General features: G+C 67.5%; 24 protein-coding genes. 12 read left to right on the forward strand and 12 right to left on the reverse strand.

What is annotated here, in order from left to right; translation table 11 throughout:
* Window positions 1–5: 5 nt before the first annotated feature.
* Window positions 6–215, reverse strand: coding sequence for a hypothetical protein (locus ACTIEF_RS06405; RefSeq protein ID WP_439471284.1), 210 nt, complete (start codon window positions 213–215; stop codon window positions 6–8).
* A gap of 108 nt (window positions 216–323) precedes the next feature.
* On the opposite strand from ACTIEF_RS06405, the gene ACTIEF_RS06410 reads away from it, so the two are divergent.
* Complete coding sequence (locus ACTIEF_RS06410; protein ID WP_439471285.1) at window positions 324–815, forward strand: hypothetical protein; 492 nt, start codon at window positions 324–326, stop codon at window positions 813–815.
* Window positions 816–876: 61 nt separating this feature from the next.
* Here ACTIEF_RS06410 and ndk read toward each other — a convergent pair whose 3' ends face one another.
* From ndk to ACTIEF_RS06425, 3 genes are all read right to left on the reverse strand, one after another.
* Window positions 877–1296, reverse strand: coding sequence for a nucleoside-diphosphate kinase (gene ndk, locus ACTIEF_RS06415; protein ID WP_439471286.1), 420 nt, complete (start codon window positions 1294–1296; stop codon window positions 877–879).
* Between the two features lie 75 nt (window positions 1297–1371).
* A complete protein-coding gene (locus ACTIEF_RS06420; RefSeq protein WP_439471287.1) occupies window positions 1372–1848 on the reverse strand; it encodes a type II toxin-antitoxin system VapC family toxin in 477 nt (158 codons plus the stop codon).
* On the reverse strand, window positions 1845–2135 hold the full coding sequence (locus tag ACTIEF_RS06425) for a type II toxin-antitoxin system Phd/YefM family antitoxin (RefSeq protein ID WP_439471288.1): 291 nt from the start codon (window positions 2133–2135) through the stop codon (window positions 1845–1847). Before ACTIEF_RS06425 ends, ACTIEF_RS06420 begins: the two co-directional genes overlap by 4 nt.
* Window positions 2136–2181: 46 nt before the next feature.
* Between ACTIEF_RS06425 and ACTIEF_RS06430 the strand changes: the two genes are divergently transcribed.
* Window positions 2182–4077 (forward strand): ABC-F family ATP-binding cassette domain-containing protein, encoded by a 1896-nt coding sequence (locus tag ACTIEF_RS06430; RefSeq protein WP_439471505.1) that lies wholly within the window; start codon window positions 2182–2184, stop codon window positions 4075–4077.
* Window positions 4074–4334, forward strand: coding sequence for a DUF2164 domain-containing protein (locus ACTIEF_RS06435; protein ID WP_439471289.1), 261 nt, complete (start codon window positions 4074–4076; stop codon window positions 4332–4334). The genes ACTIEF_RS06430 and ACTIEF_RS06435 overlap by 4 nt, the downstream gene beginning before the upstream one ends.
* Window positions 4335–4486: 152 nt before the next feature.
* On the opposite strand, the gene ACTIEF_RS06440 is transcribed toward ACTIEF_RS06435, so the two are convergent.
* Window positions 4487–5185 carry an AIM24 family protein gene (locus ACTIEF_RS06440; RefSeq protein ID WP_439471290.1) on the reverse strand — a complete coding sequence of 233 codons (699 nt, stop codon included), beginning with the start codon at window positions 5183–5185 and terminating at the stop codon, window positions 4487–4489.
* A gap of 113 nt (window positions 5186–5298) precedes the next feature.
* A complete protein-coding gene (locus tag ACTIEF_RS06445) occupies window positions 5299–6876 on the reverse strand; it encodes a cryptochrome/photolyase family protein (protein ID WP_439471506.1) in 1578 nt (525 codons plus the stop codon).
* Between the two features lie 93 nt (window positions 6877–6969).
* Between ACTIEF_RS06445 and mutL the strand changes: the two genes are divergently transcribed.
* Window positions 6970–8862 carry a DNA mismatch repair endonuclease MutL gene (gene mutL / locus ACTIEF_RS06450; protein WP_439471291.1) on the forward strand — a complete coding sequence of 631 codons (1893 nt, stop codon included), beginning with the start codon at window positions 6970–6972 and terminating at the stop codon, window positions 8860–8862.
* Window positions 8863–9007: 145 nt separating this feature from the next.
* On the forward strand, window positions 9008–10561 hold the full coding sequence (locus tag ACTIEF_RS06455) for an AlbA family DNA-binding domain-containing protein (protein WP_439471292.1): 1554 nt from the start codon (window positions 9008–9010) through the stop codon (window positions 10559–10561).
* A gap of 62 nt (window positions 10562–10623) precedes the next feature.
* Here ACTIEF_RS06455 and ACTIEF_RS06460 read toward each other — a convergent pair whose 3' ends face one another.
* Window positions 10624–11154 (reverse strand): thioredoxin family protein, encoded by a 531-nt coding sequence (locus tag ACTIEF_RS06460; RefSeq protein ID WP_439471293.1) that lies wholly within the window; start codon window positions 11152–11154, stop codon window positions 10624–10626.
* Between the two features lie 150 nt (window positions 11155–11304).
* Between ACTIEF_RS06460 and ACTIEF_RS06465 the strand changes: the two genes are divergently transcribed.
* Window positions 11305–11766, forward strand: a complete 462-nt coding sequence (locus tag ACTIEF_RS06465) for a low molecular weight protein-tyrosine-phosphatase (RefSeq protein WP_439471294.1) — start codon at window positions 11305–11307, stop codon at window positions 11764–11766.
* 253 nt (window positions 11767–12019) lie between these two features.
* Window positions 12020–12592: a hypothetical protein gene (locus tag ACTIEF_RS06470; protein WP_439471295.1), complete on the forward strand. Its 573-nt coding sequence runs from the start codon at window positions 12020–12022 to the stop codon at window positions 12590–12592.
* A gap of 278 nt (window positions 12593–12870) precedes the next feature.
* On the opposite strand, the gene ACTIEF_RS06475 is transcribed toward ACTIEF_RS06470, so the two are convergent.
* From ACTIEF_RS06475 to ACTIEF_RS06495, 5 genes are all read right to left on the reverse strand, one after another.
* Entirely contained in the window at window positions 12871–13059 is a 189-nt protein-coding gene (locus tag ACTIEF_RS06475) for a hypothetical protein (RefSeq protein WP_439471296.1), read from the reverse strand.
* Between the two features lie 35 nt (window positions 13060–13094).
* Entirely contained in the window at window positions 13095–13379 is a 285-nt protein-coding gene (locus ACTIEF_RS06480; protein WP_439471297.1) for a hypothetical protein, read from the reverse strand.
* A 3-nt stretch (window positions 13380–13382) separates the two neighbouring features.
* Entirely contained in the window at window positions 13383–13607 is a 225-nt protein-coding gene (locus tag ACTIEF_RS06485; RefSeq protein WP_439471298.1) for a hypothetical protein, read from the reverse strand.
* Between the two features lie 67 nt (window positions 13608–13674).
* A complete protein-coding gene (locus ACTIEF_RS06490; protein WP_439471299.1) occupies window positions 13675–13935 on the reverse strand; it encodes a hypothetical protein in 261 nt (86 codons plus the stop codon).
* 188 nt (window positions 13936–14123) lie between these two features.
* A complete protein-coding gene (locus tag ACTIEF_RS06495; protein WP_439471300.1) occupies window positions 14124–14786 on the reverse strand; it encodes an XRE family transcriptional regulator in 663 nt (220 codons plus the stop codon).
* Between the two features lie 63 nt (window positions 14787–14849).
* Between ACTIEF_RS06495 and ACTIEF_RS06500 the strand changes: the two genes are divergently transcribed.
* Genes ACTIEF_RS06500 through ACTIEF_RS06520 form a run of 5 tightly spaced genes read left to right on the forward strand, consistent with a single transcriptional unit; the run spans window position 14850 to window position 18787 of the window.
* Complete coding sequence (locus ACTIEF_RS06500) at window positions 14850–15143, forward strand: helix-turn-helix domain-containing protein (protein ID WP_439471301.1); 294 nt, start codon at window positions 14850–14852, stop codon at window positions 15141–15143.
* A 2-nt stretch (window positions 15144–15145) separates the two neighbouring features.
* Window positions 15146–16081 (forward strand): ParB/RepB/Spo0J family partition protein, encoded by a 936-nt coding sequence (locus ACTIEF_RS06505; RefSeq protein WP_439471302.1) that lies wholly within the window; start codon window positions 15146–15148, stop codon window positions 16079–16081.
* Window positions 16078–16293 (forward strand): hypothetical protein, encoded by a 216-nt coding sequence (locus tag ACTIEF_RS06510; RefSeq protein WP_439471303.1) that lies wholly within the window; start codon window positions 16078–16080, stop codon window positions 16291–16293. Before ACTIEF_RS06505 ends, ACTIEF_RS06510 begins: the two co-directional genes overlap by 4 nt.
* Entirely contained in the window at window positions 16290–16766 is a 477-nt protein-coding gene (locus ACTIEF_RS06515) for a hypothetical protein (protein WP_439471304.1), read from the forward strand. The genes ACTIEF_RS06510 and ACTIEF_RS06515 overlap by 4 nt, the downstream gene beginning before the upstream one ends.
* Complete coding sequence (locus ACTIEF_RS06520; protein ID WP_439471305.1) at window positions 16763–18787, forward strand: transposase domain-containing protein; 2025 nt, start codon at window positions 16763–16765, stop codon at window positions 18785–18787. Before ACTIEF_RS06515 ends, ACTIEF_RS06520 begins: the two co-directional genes overlap by 4 nt.
* Window positions 18788–18839 lie beyond the last annotated feature (52 nt).

An 18839-nucleotide genomic window follows, 5' to 3' on the forward strand; every position in this document is an offset into this window, starting at 1 on the left:
AGGCTTTAGCGCGGACGACGCGGGGTCGTGGCCGCGCCCGCCGCGGCGCCGATGGCCGCGCCCGCGACCGTCGCGCCGGTGTTGCCGCCGATGGCCTGGCCGGCGACCGCGCCGCCGATGGCGCCGGTGGCCGCGCGTTGCTCCATGGTCGTGCCGCAGGCGGCCAGCATGGCCAGGGCGGCGACGGCGGGGGTCAGCTTCAGGATCGTTTTCATTGTTCTGTTCCTTTGGGGGAGAAAGACCCGGTGAAAACGGAGACCGCCCACGTCCGGTTCCGGACAGGGCTCAATCGACTGTTAGGCTTGGCCCTCCAGACTGGCGGCATGCCCCTGCGACCCCCCGACTTCCCTTTCTGGGCGCCCCTTGTCGGCGCGGCTGCCGGCGTCGCCTGGCTGGTCCCGCCCTATTGCGTGCTCACCATGATCGAGGGCTGGACGGCGGCCGAGCGGTCCGGGCAGATCGGCTGGGCGATCCTGAGCGTCCCCCTCACCCCGATCCTGTCCCTGTTCATCTGGAGCGGCCTGCTTCCCGCCATCGCCGTCCTGATGCTGCTCTGGGCGGCGGGCATGCTGGTCGGAAATCTGCTATTCGGCCACACCGACCGTCGGCTCGCCGGCGCGGCGCAGGGCGTGACGTTCGGCCTCCCGGCGATCATCGCCGCGGCGACCTACGGCGCCAAACTCAGCCCGGGCCTGATTTCAGAGCTGCCCCTGGGGTCTCCCCCCATCGCCTTCGCCGCCCTGACCATCTTCGCCGGCGCCATGGGCGGGTCGACGGTGGCGTCGATCGTCGCCGGCCGCCGAAAAGCGGCCTGAAACGAAAAACGGCCGGACCCCGAGGGATCCGGCCGCTTCCATCAACACCGAGGTGTCGAACTTAGCCGACGATCTGGTCGTCGGTGAAGAACTGGGCGATCTCGATCGCGGCGTTCTCCTGGCTGTCCGAGCCGTGGACCGAGTTTTCACCGATCGACAGGGCGAATTGCTTGCGGATGGTGCCTTCGGCGGCCTGTTCCGGGTTGGTGGCGCCCATGACTTCACGGTAGGCGGCGACGGCGTTCGGGCCTTCCAGCACCTGAACGACGACCGGCTCGGCGGTCATTTGCTCGACCAACTCACCGTAGAACGGGCGCTCGGCGTGCACTTCGTAGAATTTCTTGGCTTGGTCGGTCGACAGCTTGACGCGGCGTTGGGCCACGATGCGCAGGCCGGCGCCTTCGATCACGGCGTTGATCGCGCCGGTCAGGTTGCGGCGGGTGGCGTCCGGCTTGATGATCGAGAAGGTGCGTTCGGTCATGGGATGACTTCTGGTTTGGGAGATTGAAGGTCGCGGGCTTATAGACGCGCGCTCCCCGGTTTCCAACCCGCTCCCTCAGCAGGCGATCGCCTGCACATGTCCAAGGGCGGCGTAGTCCAGGATCGCCCTGTCCCGCGTGATGATCGGCACACTGAGCGCTCTGGCCGCGGCGATGATCAGGCGATCCGCGGGGTCTCCATGGATCGGTTCCGGCAGACGCCACGCGGCCAGCGCCATGTCCGACGTTATCTGGGCCAGTCTGACCCCGTGCATCCCCATCACACGGTCCAGCCAGGTATCGAGATCGGGCGCGAAGATCCGGCCCGTCGGACTGGTGCGATTCCGGGCCAGAAGGCCCAGCTCCCAGACCGAAACTATGGAGATCATCAGGCCCAGTTCGGCTTGGGCCCGCTCAATGGCCGCCACGGCCTCCGGCGTCAGCCTATGGCCCAGTTGCGCCCGGATGATGGCGTTCGTGTCCAGCAGGACCGCCCCGTCAGGCCGCCAGATCTGCTGGAGCTCCCGCAACCCGGAGCGGGCGCTGGCGCTCACAGCAGGCCGCGCGCCGGATCACAGCGCCCGTCACGCTGCGGATCATAGATCGGGCCGTCGATATCGACATCGGGCGGCAGGTTCACGCTGTCAGGTTGGGCGCCGATGAAACTGACGATGGCGGGCGGTTGCTCCGGGCCTTCCAGCACCGCGACCGCCTTGCCCCGTTTGGTGATGTGAACGCGCCGCAGATCGCCCGAATGCACCCGGTCCAGAAGCTCCAGGCACTTGGCCTTGAACTCCGTCGCCGTTATGACGACCTCGCCGCTCTCATGGTCATACGTCATGACTGGTCATCTTGAGATGACCAGTTCGAAAGTCAATCCTCCCCCCATGCTGCAGATCAACCGCCTGACCCTCAACGCCTGGGGCCGTTCGTTCCTCGACGACGCCTCCGTCAGCCTGCCGCCGGGCGCCAAGGTCGGTCTGGTCGGCCGCAACGGGATCGGCAAGTCGACCCTGTTCAAGGTCATCCTCGGCGAACTGGTCGCCGGCGGCGATGAAGTCTCCCTGCCCAAGACCGCCCGCATCGGCTCGGTCGATCAGGAGCACCCGGCCACGCCCGTTTCCGTGCTGGAGACGATTCTGGAGGCCGACGTCGAGCGCCACGACCTCCTCACCCGCCTCGAAACCGCCGAGCCGGAGGAGATGGGCGAGATCTGGGGCCGTCTGATCGAGATCGACGCCGACGCCGCCCCGGCCAAGGCGTCCGAAATCCTCGTCGGCCTGGGCTTCAGCCAGGAAGACATCCACCGCCCCATGGCTCACTTCTCGGGCGGCTGGCGGATGCGCGTGGCGCTGGCGGCGGCCCTGTTCGCCGAGCCGGACATGCTGCTGCTCGACGAACCGACCAACTATCTCGATCTGGAAGGCGCTCTGTGGCTTGAGGCCCGGCTGAAGAAATATCCGGCGACGGCCCTGATCATCTCGCACGACCGCGAGATGCTGAACGAGGTCTGCACCCACATCCTGCACCTGTCGAACCGCAAGCTGGACCTCTACACGGGCAATTACGACACCTTCGAAAAGACCCGGGCCGAGAAGCTGCGCCTGATGGCCGCGACCCAGTCCAAGCAGGAGGCCGAGCGCGCCCACCTCCAGAAATTCATCGACCGCTTCAAGGCCAAGGCGTCCAAGGCCACCCAGGCCCAGTCGCGCGTCAAGAAGCTGGAGAAGATGGAGCGGATCGAGCTGCCGCCCGAAGAGCGCGTCGCCCCCTTCGTCCTGCCCTCGCCCGAACGCCCCCTGCCCCCGCCCCTGATCCGGCTGGAGCGGGCCAATGTCGGCTATGAGCCAGGCAAGCCGATCCTGCGCAATCTCAACCTGCGCATGGACCTGGACGACCGCATCGGCCTGCTGGGCGTCAACGGCGCCGGCAAGTCGACCTTCGCCAAGCTCATCGCCAAGGCCCTGACGGTCGAGACCGGCGAGTTCCACCGCGACGGCAAGATGCGCGTGGGCTGGTTCCACCAGCACCAGATCGAGGCCATGGACCCGACCGACACCCCGCTGGAGATCATCCGCCGGGCCATGCCGGAAGCGTCCGAGTCCAGCCGCCGCTCGAAGCTGGCCCAGTTCGGCCTGCCCTTCCAGAAGCAGGAAACCACCGTCTCCAGCCTGTCCGGCGGCGAGCGCGCCCGCCTGCTGCTGAACCTGGTGGCGATGGACTCGCCCCACATCCTGATCCTCGACGAACCGACCAACCACCTGGACATCGACAGCCGCCGGGCCCTGCTCGACGCCCTGAACGAGTACACCGGCGCCGTCATCCTGATCACCCACGACCGCTCGCTGATGGAACTGGTCGCCGACCGTCTGTGGCTCGCCGCCGACGGCACGGTGACGCCGTTCGAGGGCGACATGGACGACTACGCCAAATTCGTCCTCGACCGCGCCAAACAGGCCGGAATGAAGCCGTCGCAGGTCAAGCATGAGCCGGCGGCCACGGAAGCCGCTCCGGTCGCTGCCCCCGCACCCAAGGCCCAGCAGAAGAAAGGCGGACCGTCGCCTTCGACGCTCAGGCATGCGGTTAAGAAGGCGGAAGAGCGGATGACCCAGCTCGCGGCCGACCTGTCGCGTCTCGACGACGACCTCGCCAACGCCGCCGCCAGCGATCCCAAGAAACTCGAAGGTCTTAGCCGCTCGCGCGCCAAGACCCAGGCCGACCTCGACGCCGCCGAGGCCGCCTGGATGGCCGCCGAGGAAGCCCTTGCCGAGGCGGTCGGATGAAAACCGTCGAGCCGATCAAATTCTCGAAGGAAGAGATGCGCGACATGGTCCGTCGCGTGCAGGACTATTTCGACGCCGAGCTCGATCAGGAGCTGTCAGCCCTGCCCGCCGAGATGCTGATCGAGTTCTTCGGCCGCGAGGTCGGCGCCTATTTCTACAATCGCGGCCTCCGCGACGCTCAGGCCGTCTTCACCGCCAAGGCCGAGGATGTCGCCGACCTGATCTACGGCCTCGAACAGAAGCCGGGCGGGCGGTAGTCGGGTCGTGTCCTCCCCATCGCAGATGTGGAGGGGGCCGCGAAGCGGTGGAGGGGCTCTCGCGGCGCCCCGCTTGAAAAGCCCCTCCGTCTCCTCACGAGGCTCGGAGCCACCTCCCCCTCGCCGTGCGATGGGGAGGAGACCCGCCTGTCCTACGACTGACCCTGCTGCATGTAGGTTTCCTCATACGGCTGGACCACGACCCAGCCCTCACCCTGGAACTTCATCTGGATGCTCTCGCCCGAGCCGCGTCCAACGAAGGTCTTCAGCGAGATGTCCGTCGCGATTTCCGGCTGCAGTCCGCCCGACCAGGCCACCGTCGCGTTCGGGTCGGTGAAGATCGGACCGGTCTGGGCGCTGACCTTGAGGATCAGCGGGTCATAGTGGCTGGTGATCGCCACGATGCCGCTGCCGCTCAGCTTCACATTGAACAGGCCGCCGGACATCATCCCGGCCACCCGCTTCATCATCGTGATCTGGTTGCTGACGCCGGTCTCCAGCGCCAGCACGTCATTGCCGTTGGCGAAGATGGTCTCGTTGTCCAGACGCAGCAGGGTGATCTTCTTGCCGGTGTCGGCCAGGTAGACGCGGCCCTGGCCCTCGACCTTCATCAGCACCATGCCCTCGCCGCTGACGGCCTTCTTCAGCAGGTTGCCGATGCCCTGCTCCATCAGGCCCTGACGGGTGAATTTCACCTGCCCCGTTCGCGCCACCATCGACCCGGCCTTGGCCCAGATCGAGCCGTTCAGCTTCACCTCCAGCAGGTACTGGCTTTCCAGCTCAAAGGCCTCGGGGCTGACGTCCTTCTCCCTATAGGCGGCGACGAACTCGGCGACGGTCTTCACGGGCATGGGGGGAAACCTCAGAAACGGGGGTTTTCGGAAGCCGCGAGGCTGGGCGGGTATCGGTCGCGGCGCAAGCCCGTTGACCGCCCGCCCTCGCCTTTTCCACCGACACGACGCCCCTATTCCGGGCCGTCCGTCGGCGGCGTCGCCCCCAGCACCAGCCGGGTCGCTTCCGCCTCGGCCAGCAGGGCCGCGCGTTTCGCTTCGCCGAAGCCGTCCAGCGTCCGGTAGGGCATGGCCAGCCGGATATTGTCGCGCAGCCGCGCCCGGTTCCGCTCCAGGAAGCCCCAGTACAGCCGGTTGAACGGGCAGGCGCCGTCACCGGACTTGCCCTTCACGTCATAGCAGCAGGCCCCGCAGTAGTCGCTCATCCGGTTGATATAGGCCCCCGACGCCGCATAGGGCTTGGACCCCACGATGCCGCCGTCGGCGAAGGTCGCCATGCCCCGCGTATTGGGCATCTCCACCCACTCATAGGCGTCGGCGTAGACGGTCATGTACCAGTCATCCACCGCGTCCGGATGCACCCCCAGCATCATCGCCAGATTGCCGGTGACCATCAGCCGCTGGATGTGGTGAGCGTAGGCGTTGTCGCGGCTGGTCGCGACCACGTCGGCCACGCAGGCCATGTCCGTCTCGCCCGACCAGAAGAACCACGGCAGGGCGCGGTCGGCGTCCAGGAAGTTCCGCTTCCCGTACTCCGGCGACTTCAGCCAGTAGACCCCGCGCACGAACTCGCGCCAGCCCAGGATCTGCCGGATGAACCCCTCCACCGCGTTCAGCGGCGCGCCCCCGGCGGCGTACACCGCCTCGGCCCGGCGGCAGACATCCAGCGGGTCCAGCAGACCCAGGTTGATCGCGGTCGAGATCAGCCCGTGCCACATCCACGGCTGCCCCTCCGCCATCGCATCCTGCCAGTCGCCGAACCCGGGCAGGATGCGCGCCAGAAAGTCCTCCAGCACGGCCTCGGCGTCCGCGACGGTCACCGGCCAGCCGAACCCGTCCAGCGTCCCGAAATGCTCGGGGAACAGCCGCTCCACGTCCGCCATGGCCTCGCGCGTCATCGCTGACGGCGGCGTCCTCAGCCGCTCCGGCGGCCGCACCCCCTTGGCCAGCTTGCGCCGGTTCTCCGTGTCATAGTTCCAGCGCCCGCCCTCAGGCTCCGTCCCGTCCATCAGCAGGCCGGTCTCGCGCCGCATCTCGCGATAGAAATACTCCATCCGCAGTTCGCGCTTGTCCGCCGCCCAGCGCCGGAACCGGTCATGCGAGCAGATGAACCGCCGGTCCTCGCGCACCTCGACCGGGACGCCCGCCGTCGCCGCGAACGCCGTCAGCGCCCGGGCCAACCGCGCCTCGCCGCATTCGGTCAGCACCACCCGCTCGAAGCCCCCGCCCTCCAGCGCCCGCGCCAGCTCCCCGACGATCGAGTGGCGGTTGTCCGGCGCGTCGATCCGCACATAGCGCACGCGCACCCCCCGCTCCTCCAGCCGCGCCGCATGGGCCCGCATGGCGGCGAAGGTCAGGGCGATCTTCTGCTTGTGATGCCGCACATAGGTGGCTTCCTCGCGCACCTCGGCCATCAGCACCACGTCCCGGGCGGCGTCCAGATCGCCCAGCCCCGCCAGTGCGTCCGACAGCTGGTCCCCCAGCACCAGCCTCAGGGTCGCGCCGCGCCGCGTCGGGTCGGGGTTGGTCATCGCCATGCCCTGTCTCTAGGCGCCTCCGCCCCCGGTCGCCAAGGCCCCGCGCCCCTTCTTCCCTTTCCCGAACCACGCCATACTTGCGAATCCATGCCCATCCGTCGCCTCCCCCCCGAGACCGTCAACCGCATCGCCGCCGGCGAGGTGGTCGAGCGCCCGGCCAGCGCCATCAAGGAGCTGGTCGAAAACGCGCTCGACGCGGGGGCCTCGCGCATCGAAATCCAGGCCGACGGCGGCGGTCTCTCCCGCATCCTGATCGCCGACGACGGCCACGGCATGGCTCCGGACCAGCTGGCCCTGTGCGTCGAGCGCCACGCCACGTCGAAGCTGGAGCCTGACGACGCCGGCGACGTGGACCTGCTGCGCATCCACACCCTCGGCTTCCGCGGCGAGGCCCTGCCCTCCATCGGCTCGGTCGCCCGCCTGACGATCACCAGCCGCTCCCGTGACGGCGGCGACGCCCACCAGATCACCGTCGAGGGCGGCGACCAGAAGCCGGTCGCCCCCGCCGGCTTCCCCGGCCCGCACGGCGCCCGCGTCGAGGTCCGCGACCTCTTCTACGCCACCCCCGCCCGCCTGAAATTCATGAAGTCCGAGCGCTCGGAGGCCATGGCCATCTCGGAGGAGATCAAGCGCCAGGCCATGGCCCACGAAGGCGTCGCCTTCACCCTCGACCTCGACGGCAGGACCACCCTGCGCCTTCCCGCCGAACACCCCGGCGACCACGGTCGCCTCAAGCGCCTCGCCGCCCTGCTGGGTCGTGATTTCGAGGCCAACGCCCTGCTGATCGATCAGGAGCGCGACGGCGTGCGTCTGTCCGGCTACGCGGGCCTGCCCACCTACAGCCGGGGCAACGCCGCCCACCAGTATCTGTTCGTCAACGGTCGCCCGGTGAAGGACCGGCTGCTGCAAGGCGCGCTGCGCGGCGCCTATGCCGACTTCCTCGCCCGCGATCGGCATCCGGCCGCCGTCCTCTTCCTCGACATCGACCCGCTCTATGTCGACGTGAACGTCCATCCGGCCAAGGCCGAGGTCCGCTTCCGCGACCCCGCCCTCGTGCGCGGCCTGATCGTCGGCGCCCTGCGCCACGCCCTCGCCGCCGCCGGCCACCGGGCCTCCACCACGGTCGCCGCCGACGCCCTGTCCGGCTTCCGGGCGCACGAGGGCGTCCCCGGTGGCGAGTGGCGAGGGGCGAGTGGCGAGCGCTTCAGCGACGCCGCCCGGGGCTGGTCCGGCTGGCAAGCCTGGGCTGCTCCGGCAACCGCCACCGCCCAGATACTCCCCGGCCTCAACGAGCGCTCCGCCCGGGTTGAACCCACCTACGACCCCGCTGCCGGCTTCGCCCCCGACGATCTCGCCACTCGCCACTCGCCACTCGCCACTGTTGGCGCAGCCGACATCGACCTCCCCCTCGGCGCCGCCCGCGCCCAGCTGCACGGCACCTATATCGTCGCCCAGACCCGCGACGGCCTGGTCGTCGTCGACCAGCACGCGGCCCACGAACGCCTCGTCTATGAGCGGATGAAGACCCAGATGGCCGAGGGCGCCGTCACCCGTCAGGCCCTGCTGGCGCCCGAGGTGGTCGAGCTCGATCCCGCCGAGGCCGAACGCGTCGCCGTCCGCGCCGAGGAACTGGCCGAGCTGGGCCTGATCGTCGAAGCCTTCGGCGCCGGCGCCGTCCTCGTCCGCGAGACCCCGGCCCTGCTGGGCGACACGGATGTCCAGGGCCTGATCCGCGACATCGCCGACGACCTCGCCGAACACGGCGCCGCCCTCTCCCTCAAGGAGCGCATGGCCGAGGTCTGCGGCACCATGGCCTGCCACGGCAGCGTCCGCGCCGGCCGGGTGCTGTCCGCGCCGGAGATGAACGCCCTGCTGCGCCAGATGGAGGCCACGCCTCACAGCGGCCAGTGCAACCACGGCCGCCCGACCTATGTGGAGCTGAAGCTGGGGGATCTGGAGAAGCTGTTCGGGCGGCGGTGAGGCGCCGCACCTTGTGCGGCCTCGAATCCGAACAGACGCACAGGGACGGCACTGAGAAACGCGGTCCACCCCACTTTGCATAACCGTGTGATTCCAGCCATTTTCGACGATTGACCTACAGTGGTCGCGTCTTTTGGGTGCAGAATTGTCCAAGCGGACCATTAGCGATGAGGAGATATCCCTCATCAAGGCCATGCTGGCTCGCGGCATGAAGAACAAGGACATTCAGTTCTTCTTCAACCGCCAAGACCGTGCCGTAAATTCAGGCCGCATCACTGATATCGGCAAAGGGACCTACAGCACGTCAGCGAACATCCCGGCCGCTGACGAAGCCACGGTTAATGCGTTCTTGGCTACGTTTTGCCCAAACGATGTAGCGTCGGGTGTTCTTGGAGATCGTGGCACCACATCAACGTCCCCAGTTTCCGTCGAGGCCATCACAGCACTCTTCAAGCTGGGAGACGATCAAATCTGGCGCCTCAAGGAGGGTGAGTCCGACACGACTGAGTGCAAGGCTGGATTTGGCCTGAAACACTCCCATCAGTGGGTGAAAGCCATCGCCGCGCTTTCCAACAATCGCGGCGGATATGTCTTTTTTGGCGTTGCTGACGGCGATCACAAAGGTGCGGCTGGTCAAGATCTTGGCTATGCCGTGGTTGGACTGGGCTCGGATGAATTCGCCAGAATCGACCCCGCTGAAATCACCAACAAGCTTCGATCTGTCCTAGATCCAACACCCCGGATTGAAATTGCTGCGCGCGAAATCGGCGGCACGCTCATTGGCGTCATCTATGTTGAGCAACATCCGAGCCGTCCAATCATCGCACAGAAGGCCGAAGGTGGAGACAAGATCAAGGAAGGCGACATTTTCTATCGATATCCCGGTCAATCGATACGGATCAAATATAGCGATCTTCGAGCCATGCTTGATCAGCGTGATCGGCAGGCTCGCTTGGATATCATGCCCATGGTCGAGCGACTTCTGGCGCTTGGACCACAACGAGCCATGATCGCGGATCTCGACGAGGGCGTATTGGCAACCGGCCAAGGCCGTATCGTCCTTGATTCCGATCTGATCGAACGGATCAACTTCATTCGAGAAGGTGCGTTTGACGAAGTGAATGGCGCACCGACGTTGAAACTGATCGGCGAAGTGGTGCCGTTCAATCAAGATGACATTCAAAGCCGCGGCGTGATCACGGATGACGTCGTACTTCGGAACTTCCTAGCCCAACAGACCGTGTCGTTGCCAAAGGAGTATATCCGATATGCCGTCGTTGGAGGTCATGCTGCTTGGCTCCCGATCGGCTACTTCGCGCGACGCGCCGGTCTCTCCTGTTCAGACGTAAGGACTCTCGTCACCTCTCTCCAGGGGCAGTCCGCACGCAAGAAAGCTCTGTTGAAACGGATCGATAAGGCGGACTCGGCCCGAGCCGATTTCCAAGGCTCTCCCAAGTCAATCGCAAGGAAGTTGGCTTCTGGAACGCTGACCGAGCCCACAGACGCGAAAAGCGCAGCAAGTATCGCTCAAGCAATCTGCGCCCTCCAAGAACCGCGAACTTTGACGCTGGAGGATCTCTTGGGGTTGCTGACGCGCTGCCTCGCCGCGATTGATGCCGAAGGGGGAGTTTCTGCCCTTAGCTATGTCCGCCGTGCGGCATGTCGGATTGACGAGATGTTCTTCCCTCTAAGCAACTAACGAACAGCAACATCTCGGCCTGACGATCAACTCTGCCGCCTGCACCGCCGCCCCTCGCGGGATCACACTCCCCGATCCGCCAGCATCGCCAGTTCCTCATAGATCGCGTCTCCGGAGCGGCTTTCGGCATTCCGCCAGCTGGTGGCGGTCGTGGGGTTCACCAGCGTCCCGTCGGCCGTCAGAACCAGCACATTGGGCAGTCCCGGCAGCTCGGGCAGGCCGAACCGGCGGGCGATGGCGAGGTTGTGGCCGTCGCCGGTGCGGGGCATGCCGATGTTGACGAACACCAGTTCGTACTTCCGCTCGATCAGGGCGGCGAACCGTTCGGTCTCCAGCCAGCCGGCCAGGGTGCGGCTGTCGCTGCACCAGTTGGCGCCCATGACCAGCAGGACCCGCTTGCCGGACGCCCGCGCGCGCTCCAGCGCCGCGTCGACGTCGCCCATCGCATTGTCGCTGACAATGTAGGAGCGCGCCTGCGGCCTGGGCGCTTCCGGCGGCGTCGGCGCGACCGCGGCCACGGGCGCAACAGGGGCGACCGGCCCGGACGTCGTGGCGCAACCGGCCAGGGCGCTCGCGACCGCGAGCAACGACACGAGCGTTCTCATTTTCGGCATCCCCCCGCCGGCCCATCGCCCGCGTCCGGCGCGTTTCTCCGACACTTTCGCGCCGCGCTCAACAGGGTTCGCCACCGCCCCCGGAACCGTTCAGACTGCACGGCTCCGTCCCGCCCTCAGGTCCTCCCCATGCCCTCCATCCTCTTCGTCTGCCTCGGCAACATCTGTCGCTCGCCGCTGGCCGAGGGCGCCCTGCGGGCCGAGGCCGACCGCCTGCGCCTCGATCTGATCGTCGACTCCGCCGGGACCGGGAACTGGCATGCGGGCGAGGCGCCGGATGAGCGGGCGCAGCGGACGGCGCTGCGGCATGGGGTGGACATCTCGGCCCTGCGCGCCCGTCAGGTGACCCGGGCCGACTTCCGCCGCTTCACCCACATCATCGCGCTGGACCACGAGAACCTGGCCAATCTGCGCAAGCTGGTCCCCGCCGATGCGACGGCCGAGCTCAGCCTCCTGCTCGACCACGTCCCCGACCGCGAGGGCCAGGCGGTGACCGATCCCTGGTTCGGCGACGAGGCCGGGTTCGAGATCACCTGGGACGAGGTCGCGGCGGCCGCGCGGGGGTTGGCCGCCAAGCTCCGCGCCCGCTGATTCCTTTCCGCTCATACCGGCGAAAGCCGGGACCCAGTGCTTTGGGTGATGGAAGGGTGCGCAAGCGAGTGCAGAACGCTGGTCCTGAAACGCCTGTGTCAGGCTGGACAGAACTGGGTCCCGGCTTTCGCCGGGATGAGCGGATGGTGGGCGCGCTCTAATCCCTAATCCCTACCCGCCCACACCCCACAAAAATCACCCCCACCCCACCCATACGACCAAATTTGACATACCGGCGTTTCATCATGTCGCCATGACCTATCCCTATCGCATCCGTTCACCCGAGGTCTGGGCCCAGGCCCGGGATGAGTATCTCAGCGGTCTGGACGCCGAGACCGTCTGCCGCCGTCATGAGCTCGGCCTCTCTGCCTTCCGCTCCCGCGCCCGCAAATACGGGTGGCGACGCCGGGATCAGCCGGGCGCGGCGCCCGGCGTTCAGGACGCCCTGATGATCTACGACGACCTGTCGATCTATGAGGAGGTTGAAACGGCGCGCCTGCGCTTCGTCCAGGCGCTGGAGCGCGGCAAGTCGATGGAGGCCGTCCGCTGGCGCCGCCTGTGGCAGGAGATGAAGGCCGAGTCCGACGCCATGGACGCCATCGCCTTCCCCGGCGAAATCTTCCCGGAGTTCCGTCTCTCTGCGAACGACCAACCGGAAGACGGCGAAACCGAGGAAGAGGTCCGCCTCCTGTCCGGGGATCCGGAAGCCCCGCTCGCCCCGCCCTTCCCAGACGCCGCTGAACCCGATGTGCGGGGACAGGAGGGGCTGGAGTGGCGGGATGATCCGGGATTAGGCGGGACGATGTGGGATGAAACCCAGTCCTGACGGGGGTTCGGACCAAATTTGGCGCGGCCGTGATCGCGCTTTCCTGTGTCTAGAGTGATGGCCGATTTAGACAGAGGTGGGACAGGATCGGCTGGAGTGGCGGGCGCGGCGGGCGGCGTCGCTCAAGGGCCGCTTAGGATGGACGTAAGCGCCTCTTAAGGCCGTCATTGCTGGGTTTGAGGGCGGCGCGGTTGTGATGGCGTCGGTCCCCGGCGGCGGCAACAACCCAGATCAGCCGGTGCTGATGGGTGTCTAAAGCGGGACTCGGTGGGGCCCACTTAGGCCGGATCGCGGAAATGCCCGCCGTCACGGGGTTTGAGGGCCGATCCGCAGCGGGCGGCGGGGGTCTTGTCCCGGCCGGAAGTGGGACCCTGTTTCACCGCTCGATCAAGACGCGCCACGGCCGTCGCCAGGCGCTGTTGCGTCAGCTGCAGGCGGCGGGTCTGGTCGGCTAGCGGGCTGGCCATGGAGACCGAACGCCCCGGGCGCCGCGTCGGTTCGATCAGGGGCGCGGCGCGGTCATGGCGAAGGGGGTCACGTCGTGGGGTTGGCACCAGAAGGTGACGCGGCCCGGACAGCCCATGCGCCGGCAGGCGGCGGTCCGGCCCCACAGGTCGAAGCGCGGCCCCTTCTCCTGGGCGATCCGCTTCAGATCGGCGCGGATGCGCAGGTCGCAGACGTCGCATTCGGTGAAGACCAGCCAACGGTTGGCGATGATGGCGCCCACAGAGCCGCCCGCGAGCCGCCAGTCTTCGGCGGTGTAACGATCAAGGTTCTTGCGGCCCATGGCTCACTGGACGGCGCCCGTTGCCCGGGCCTCGGCGCCCGCCTCGTGCAGGCGGTCGGTCAGGCCGGTGCGGAGCCGCGTGGTCGCGCCGGGATTGAGGGTTTCGATGGTGCGGAGGATGTCGGTGAAGCGGGCCTCGGCTTCCGGGCCGGTGGCGACCGGCAGGCCGAGGCCGGAGGCGAGGTCGCGCACGAGAGCGAGGGTTGCAACGGCGGCGTCATCGGTCATCGGGGCGGCTCCAATAGGATGGAAGTCCTATCGGCGCGCCGCCACGGCGGCAAGCGGTTTGTTCTCTTTACGTTCCGTCCGGCGACGAAGGCGCGGTAACCGGGCGGGCGACCAGGTCGCGGCCGTCCTGCCAGACCTCGACGCCGTTCACGACCCGGGGCGCGAAAGCCTCACCATCCCGCAAGGCAGTGGAAATCTCGACCAGGTCAACACCGGGGCGGCTTTGGCCGGCGCCCGCCGTCAGTAGGACCTGGACCACCCGCCCGATCTGAGCGTCGTCACTTCCAGAAGGCAGCGTGGCGCGCAATTCAGCGACATCCTCGGTCACGGCCCGCGCCTCATAAGTCACGCCGCCGAATGTCAGCCGCTGGGCGCTGCTCGGCCCCTCCCATGCTCGGTCTGTCTTCAGCTCGGCCGCCACAGCTGCAGCGAGGCGACTAACCGCCGGGTCCACTTGGGCTGGCGAAGATGCGGCCTGCGGAGAGCAGCCCGTCGCTGCGATCATCGCCGCCAGCGCTATGCCCTGGCCATAACGCTTCCAGCCCACAGCACCCTCCCGATGATCGTGACTTCATCCGCCGCATCGCCGGTCACCAGCTCGGCGGGGTAATGCTCGTTGTCGGAGAGGATTTCGATACCGTCCACACGGCGCCGCAGACGCTTGATCCGCAAATCCTCTCCGGTCCGGAAGGCGAAGATGCCATCACGCAGCCGGGTGTCTTTCAGGTTCGCGAGGACACGGGCGCCGTCCCGAATGGTGGACGACATCGAATCGCCTTCGGCGGTGAAGACCGCGAGCCCTTCAGTAGAGGTCACCCCGAGGTCCTGGAGCAGCCCGGTGTCAAAGGGCATCTCGCCGATCTGTTCGGCAGCTTCCGCGAAAGACGCGACCCCTGCCGCAAGGCGAACGTCGTAGATCGGCACCGTCACGAAGCCGCCCGCCGCAGCGTTAGGCGACCCCCGACCAGTCGCAAGCCAGATCAGGTCCGCCTTAACGGCTCGGGCGAGACGCACCGCCTCCTGAAGGCTCGGCTCAGCCCCTTGGAGAATGCGGCTCAGCTTCGACGTCGTGATGTCCGCGCGCTTGGCCAGGACCACCTGCTGCATCGGTCCCATGGCCTCACGAAGGCGTGCGTCAAAATTGGTCGTACCATCCCATTGCTGATGGTTATCGCTCATTGACGGTCCCACATTTGAGGATTAGCGTCCCAAAAATGGGATTTGCATCCCAAGGGAGAGATCGTGTCGGTTGCTGGGCTGCATAAAGAGACGCTGAAGGCGGAGATCAGAATCCGCTACGGCTCGCTCAGGGCGTTCGAGAAGGCCAAGAGCCTCGCGCCGGATTCCATGCGTGACGTGTTGCGCGGTCGCGCGTCCCGACACGCTGAAGCTGCCTTGGCGGCGGAGTTGGATAGGCCCGTTCACGAACTCTTCCCTGATCGGTATCGCGCCCCAGCTTCGGGCGACTCGTCCACAAACCGGGATAATACCCGCCGCGAGCCGACCGCGCACCGTCTATCGGAGCGGGTGTCCTAGACATGGCTTCGACCACCGCTCTCGCCTTCGTGGCGCCCGCGTCTGACATCGCGGCTCACACCCCCGAAATCGCCCGCTCCATCTTCAAGGTCCGGATGGACCTGGTTGACTGGACCGAGGGACTGCGCCCGCTCGATATGGGCTGGGTCGAAGCCCTTCAGGCGCTGATGACTCACGACGGCCAGCGCCGTCCCATCGAGCTGTACGAGAAAGCTGACGGTCGTTTCGGCATCATCGCCGGTCGGCACCGCTGGACCGCCGCTCAGGCCTTGGGCTGGCCGACGATCGAGGCCGACATCCTGTCGGCCAATGGGCTGGAACTCCGTGCGGCCGAGGTCAGCGAGAACCTTCACAAGCTGGATCTGTCGCCGCTGGATCGCGCCGCCTTCGTGGCCGAGCAGATCGCAATCGAGAAGGCTCGAGCAGGCCTCGCCGAGGACGCCAACCTGAAGTCTGTTGTCGCCACGGCGCGCTGGGCGGATCGCATCGGAGCCGAGGCGGACGATGCAAGTGCAAAGATTGCACTTGCATACGGCTTCACCGAGCAGGTGGCCGAAAAGGTCGGCCTGTCGCGCCGTGCGATCTACCTCGATCTAGAAATCCATCGGGGCATCCGCCCGGACGTGGCCGAACAAATCCGCGCCTTGCCGGTTGCCCAGAACGCCAGCCAACTGCGGGCGCTGGCCAAGCTGCCTGGGTTCGAGCAGCGCGAGGTCGCGAGCCTGATCGTGGCCGGGACCGCCAAGGGCGTCACCGATGCCCTGGGGACGCTGAAGCAGGCGCCGGTCAAGTCGGTCGAGCAGAAGGCCGTCAGCGCCATCCTGGGCAACTGGGGCCGTCTGTCGGCGCGGCAGCAGAAGGAGCTGCTGAAGACACTGGCCCTGCCCAAGGGCGTCAGCCTGACCATCGACGGCGAAGCGGTCGGGGGCGCGGAATGAGCAAGGTCCAGCTGGCCGACGGGATCACCGTGACCACCCAAGAGGATGACGTCTTCGTCGAGCTTCGGCTGGGCGGAAAGGTAATCGCCGTGGCGGGGATGACGCTGGATGCCGCCACCGACTTCGGGGCGGATTTTACAGCCGCTTGCGTGAAGGCGCTGGAAGCGCGGCTGGACCGCAACCCGGCTCCGAACCCGGGGGCAATGCATTGAGCAAGGCCCACAAACGTCAGCCCGCGCTGCACCCCGCGCAGATGGCCTTCACCTTCGACACGCCTACGCCCGAGGTGAGCGAAGGCGCCCTGTCCGATCTGGACCGCAAGGTCGCCTCGGCGGTCGCCGCGATGATGAAGCGCGACGGTCGGAGCCGGTTCGAGATCGCCGGTCAGGTCAGCGCCCTGCTGAACGACGACGTCACCAAATACATGCTGGACGCCTATTCGTCCGAGAGCCGCGACGGCCACAACATCAGCTTCGCCCGGCTGTTCGCGCTGGTCGTCGCCACGCAGGGCTTCGACGTGCTGGACGCCCTGGCGCGGATGATCGGCTGCTCGGTGATGGTCGGCGATGAAATCCGGCTGGCCGAGATCGGCCACCTGGAAGCCCAGAAGCGCGACGCCGAACGCCGGCTGAAGATGCTGAAGGCCACCGCCCAGCCCCTGAGCCGGGGGGAGCCCTCGCGATGACCGACGCCATGGGGGGAATGGGCGCCGCCGGAGCGCCGAAGGTGTGGTTCACCGCCGCCGAGTTGGCCGAGCTGCGCCTGCCGGGCCTGTCCAGCGCCAAGCGGAAGATCAACGAGCGGGCGCTGGCCGAGGGCTGGGCGCTGCGGACGGACGCCGCCGGGGTCCCGCTGCACCGGACCCGCGCGGGTCGGGGCGGACGGGCCACGGAGTACCATATCGGGGTGCTGCCGCCCTCGGCCTCGACCGAACTGGTCAAGCGCGGGATCAGCGGCCTGCGGGTCTCGATCCCGGCCAATGACGACGGCGGCCGGGTGGACGCCGACAAGGCGCGGCTGTGGAGCTGGTTCGACCAGCAGGCCGAGCCGGTTAAGGCCGAGGCCGCGCGGCGGCTGGCGATCCTGACCGGCGTCGAGGCTCTGGAGCAGACCGGCCTGACCCGGACGGCGGCGGTCGCCACGATGGCGGCGCGTCACGACCTGGGCGCGGCCACGGTCTGGGAATGGGCGCGGCTGATCGCGGGCGTCGAACAGCGCGACCGGCTGCCGGTGCTGGCGCCGCAGCGCAAGGGCGGCGGCAAGGAGGCCGTGGTCGATGACGAGGCCTGGCGCTTCCTGCTGTCGGACTATCTGCGGCCGGAGCGCCCGACCTTCGCCAGCTGTTACCATCGGTGCCTGCGGGAGTTCTGCGGTCCGCGCGGGCTGGAGCTGCCTCACCAGAAGACGCTGCAGCGGAAGCTGGAGCGGGAAGTTCCCGCCGCCGTCATCACCCTGAAGCGGCATGGGGCCGACGCCCTGCGCAACACCCTGCCGCCGCAGCAGCGGTCGGTCGCCGGGCTCCACGCGATGGAGCTGGTCAACATCGACGGCCACAAGGCCGACGTCTTCGTCCGCTGGCCCGACGGGAAGATCGCCCGCCCGATCCTGGTGGCGATCCAGGACATCTTCAGCCGGAAGATCCTGAGCTGGCGCGTCGCCGAGACCGAAGACCAGGTGATCACCCGTCTGGTCTTCGCCGACCTGTTCAAGGATTGGGGCATCCCCAAGGGCTGCCTGCTGGACAACGGCCGGGCTTTCGCCTCGAAGATGATCACCGGCGGCGCCAAGACCCGCTATCGCTTCGGCATCCGGCCCGACGACCCCACCGGCCTGCTGACGGCCCTGGACGTGAACGCCCACTGGGCGCTGCCCTATCGGGGCCAGTCCAAGCCCATCGAACGGGCGTGGCGCGACCTCTGCGACAACGTCGCGAAGCACCCGGCCTTCTCGGGCGCCTACGTCGGCAACAAGCCCGACGCCAAGCCGGAGAACTACGGCGAGCGCGCCATCGACCTGGACGTGTTCAAGCAGGTCCTGAAGCTCGGGATCGAGGCCCATAACGACCGCCCCAACCGTCAGACCGAAATGGCGCGCGGACGACTGAGCCTGAACGACGTCTTCAACGCCTCTTACGCCACCGCCGTGATCGGCAAGGCCACGCCGGAACAGCTGCGGATGGCGCTGCTGGCGTCGGCGGTTGTCAACACCGACCGCAAGAACGGCTCGGTGAAGACGCTGGGCAATATCTGGTGGTCGCCGGACATGAGCGCCCTGGCCGGCCGCAAGGTGATCCTGCGGTACGACCCGGACGACCTGAGCGCGCCGGTCCACGTCTACGGCCTGGACAGCCGCTATCTGGCCACCGCCGAGCTGCAGGGCCGGACGGCCTTCCTCGACCAGGCCGCCGCCAAGACCCGCGCGCGTCAGGAAGCCAATCTGAAGAAGGCCACGAAGGCCCAGGCGGCGGCGCTGCAGCTGCTCACGGCGGCCGAGCTGGCGGCGATGATGCCGGACGCGCCAGACCACGAAGACGAGGCACCGCGGCCCACCGTCATCCGCCCGGTGCGGGCGCGGGGGAACGCCCTGCTGAAGCCCGCGCCGGCTGTGGCCGTCGCGCCTGAGCCCACCCCTGAAACCGAAGACGTCACCGACAAGTGGGCGCGCGCGATGGAGCGCGCGTCCAGCCACCTGCGGGTCGTCGAATGAGATCGGGCGCGAGGGGTTGCCGCCCCTCGCGCCCGGAAGACCGGGGCCGAGG

Source organism: Brevundimonas sp., assembly GCF_051858995.1.
Classification (GTDB): domain Bacteria; phylum Pseudomonadota; class Alphaproteobacteria; order Caulobacterales; family Caulobacteraceae; genus Brevundimonas.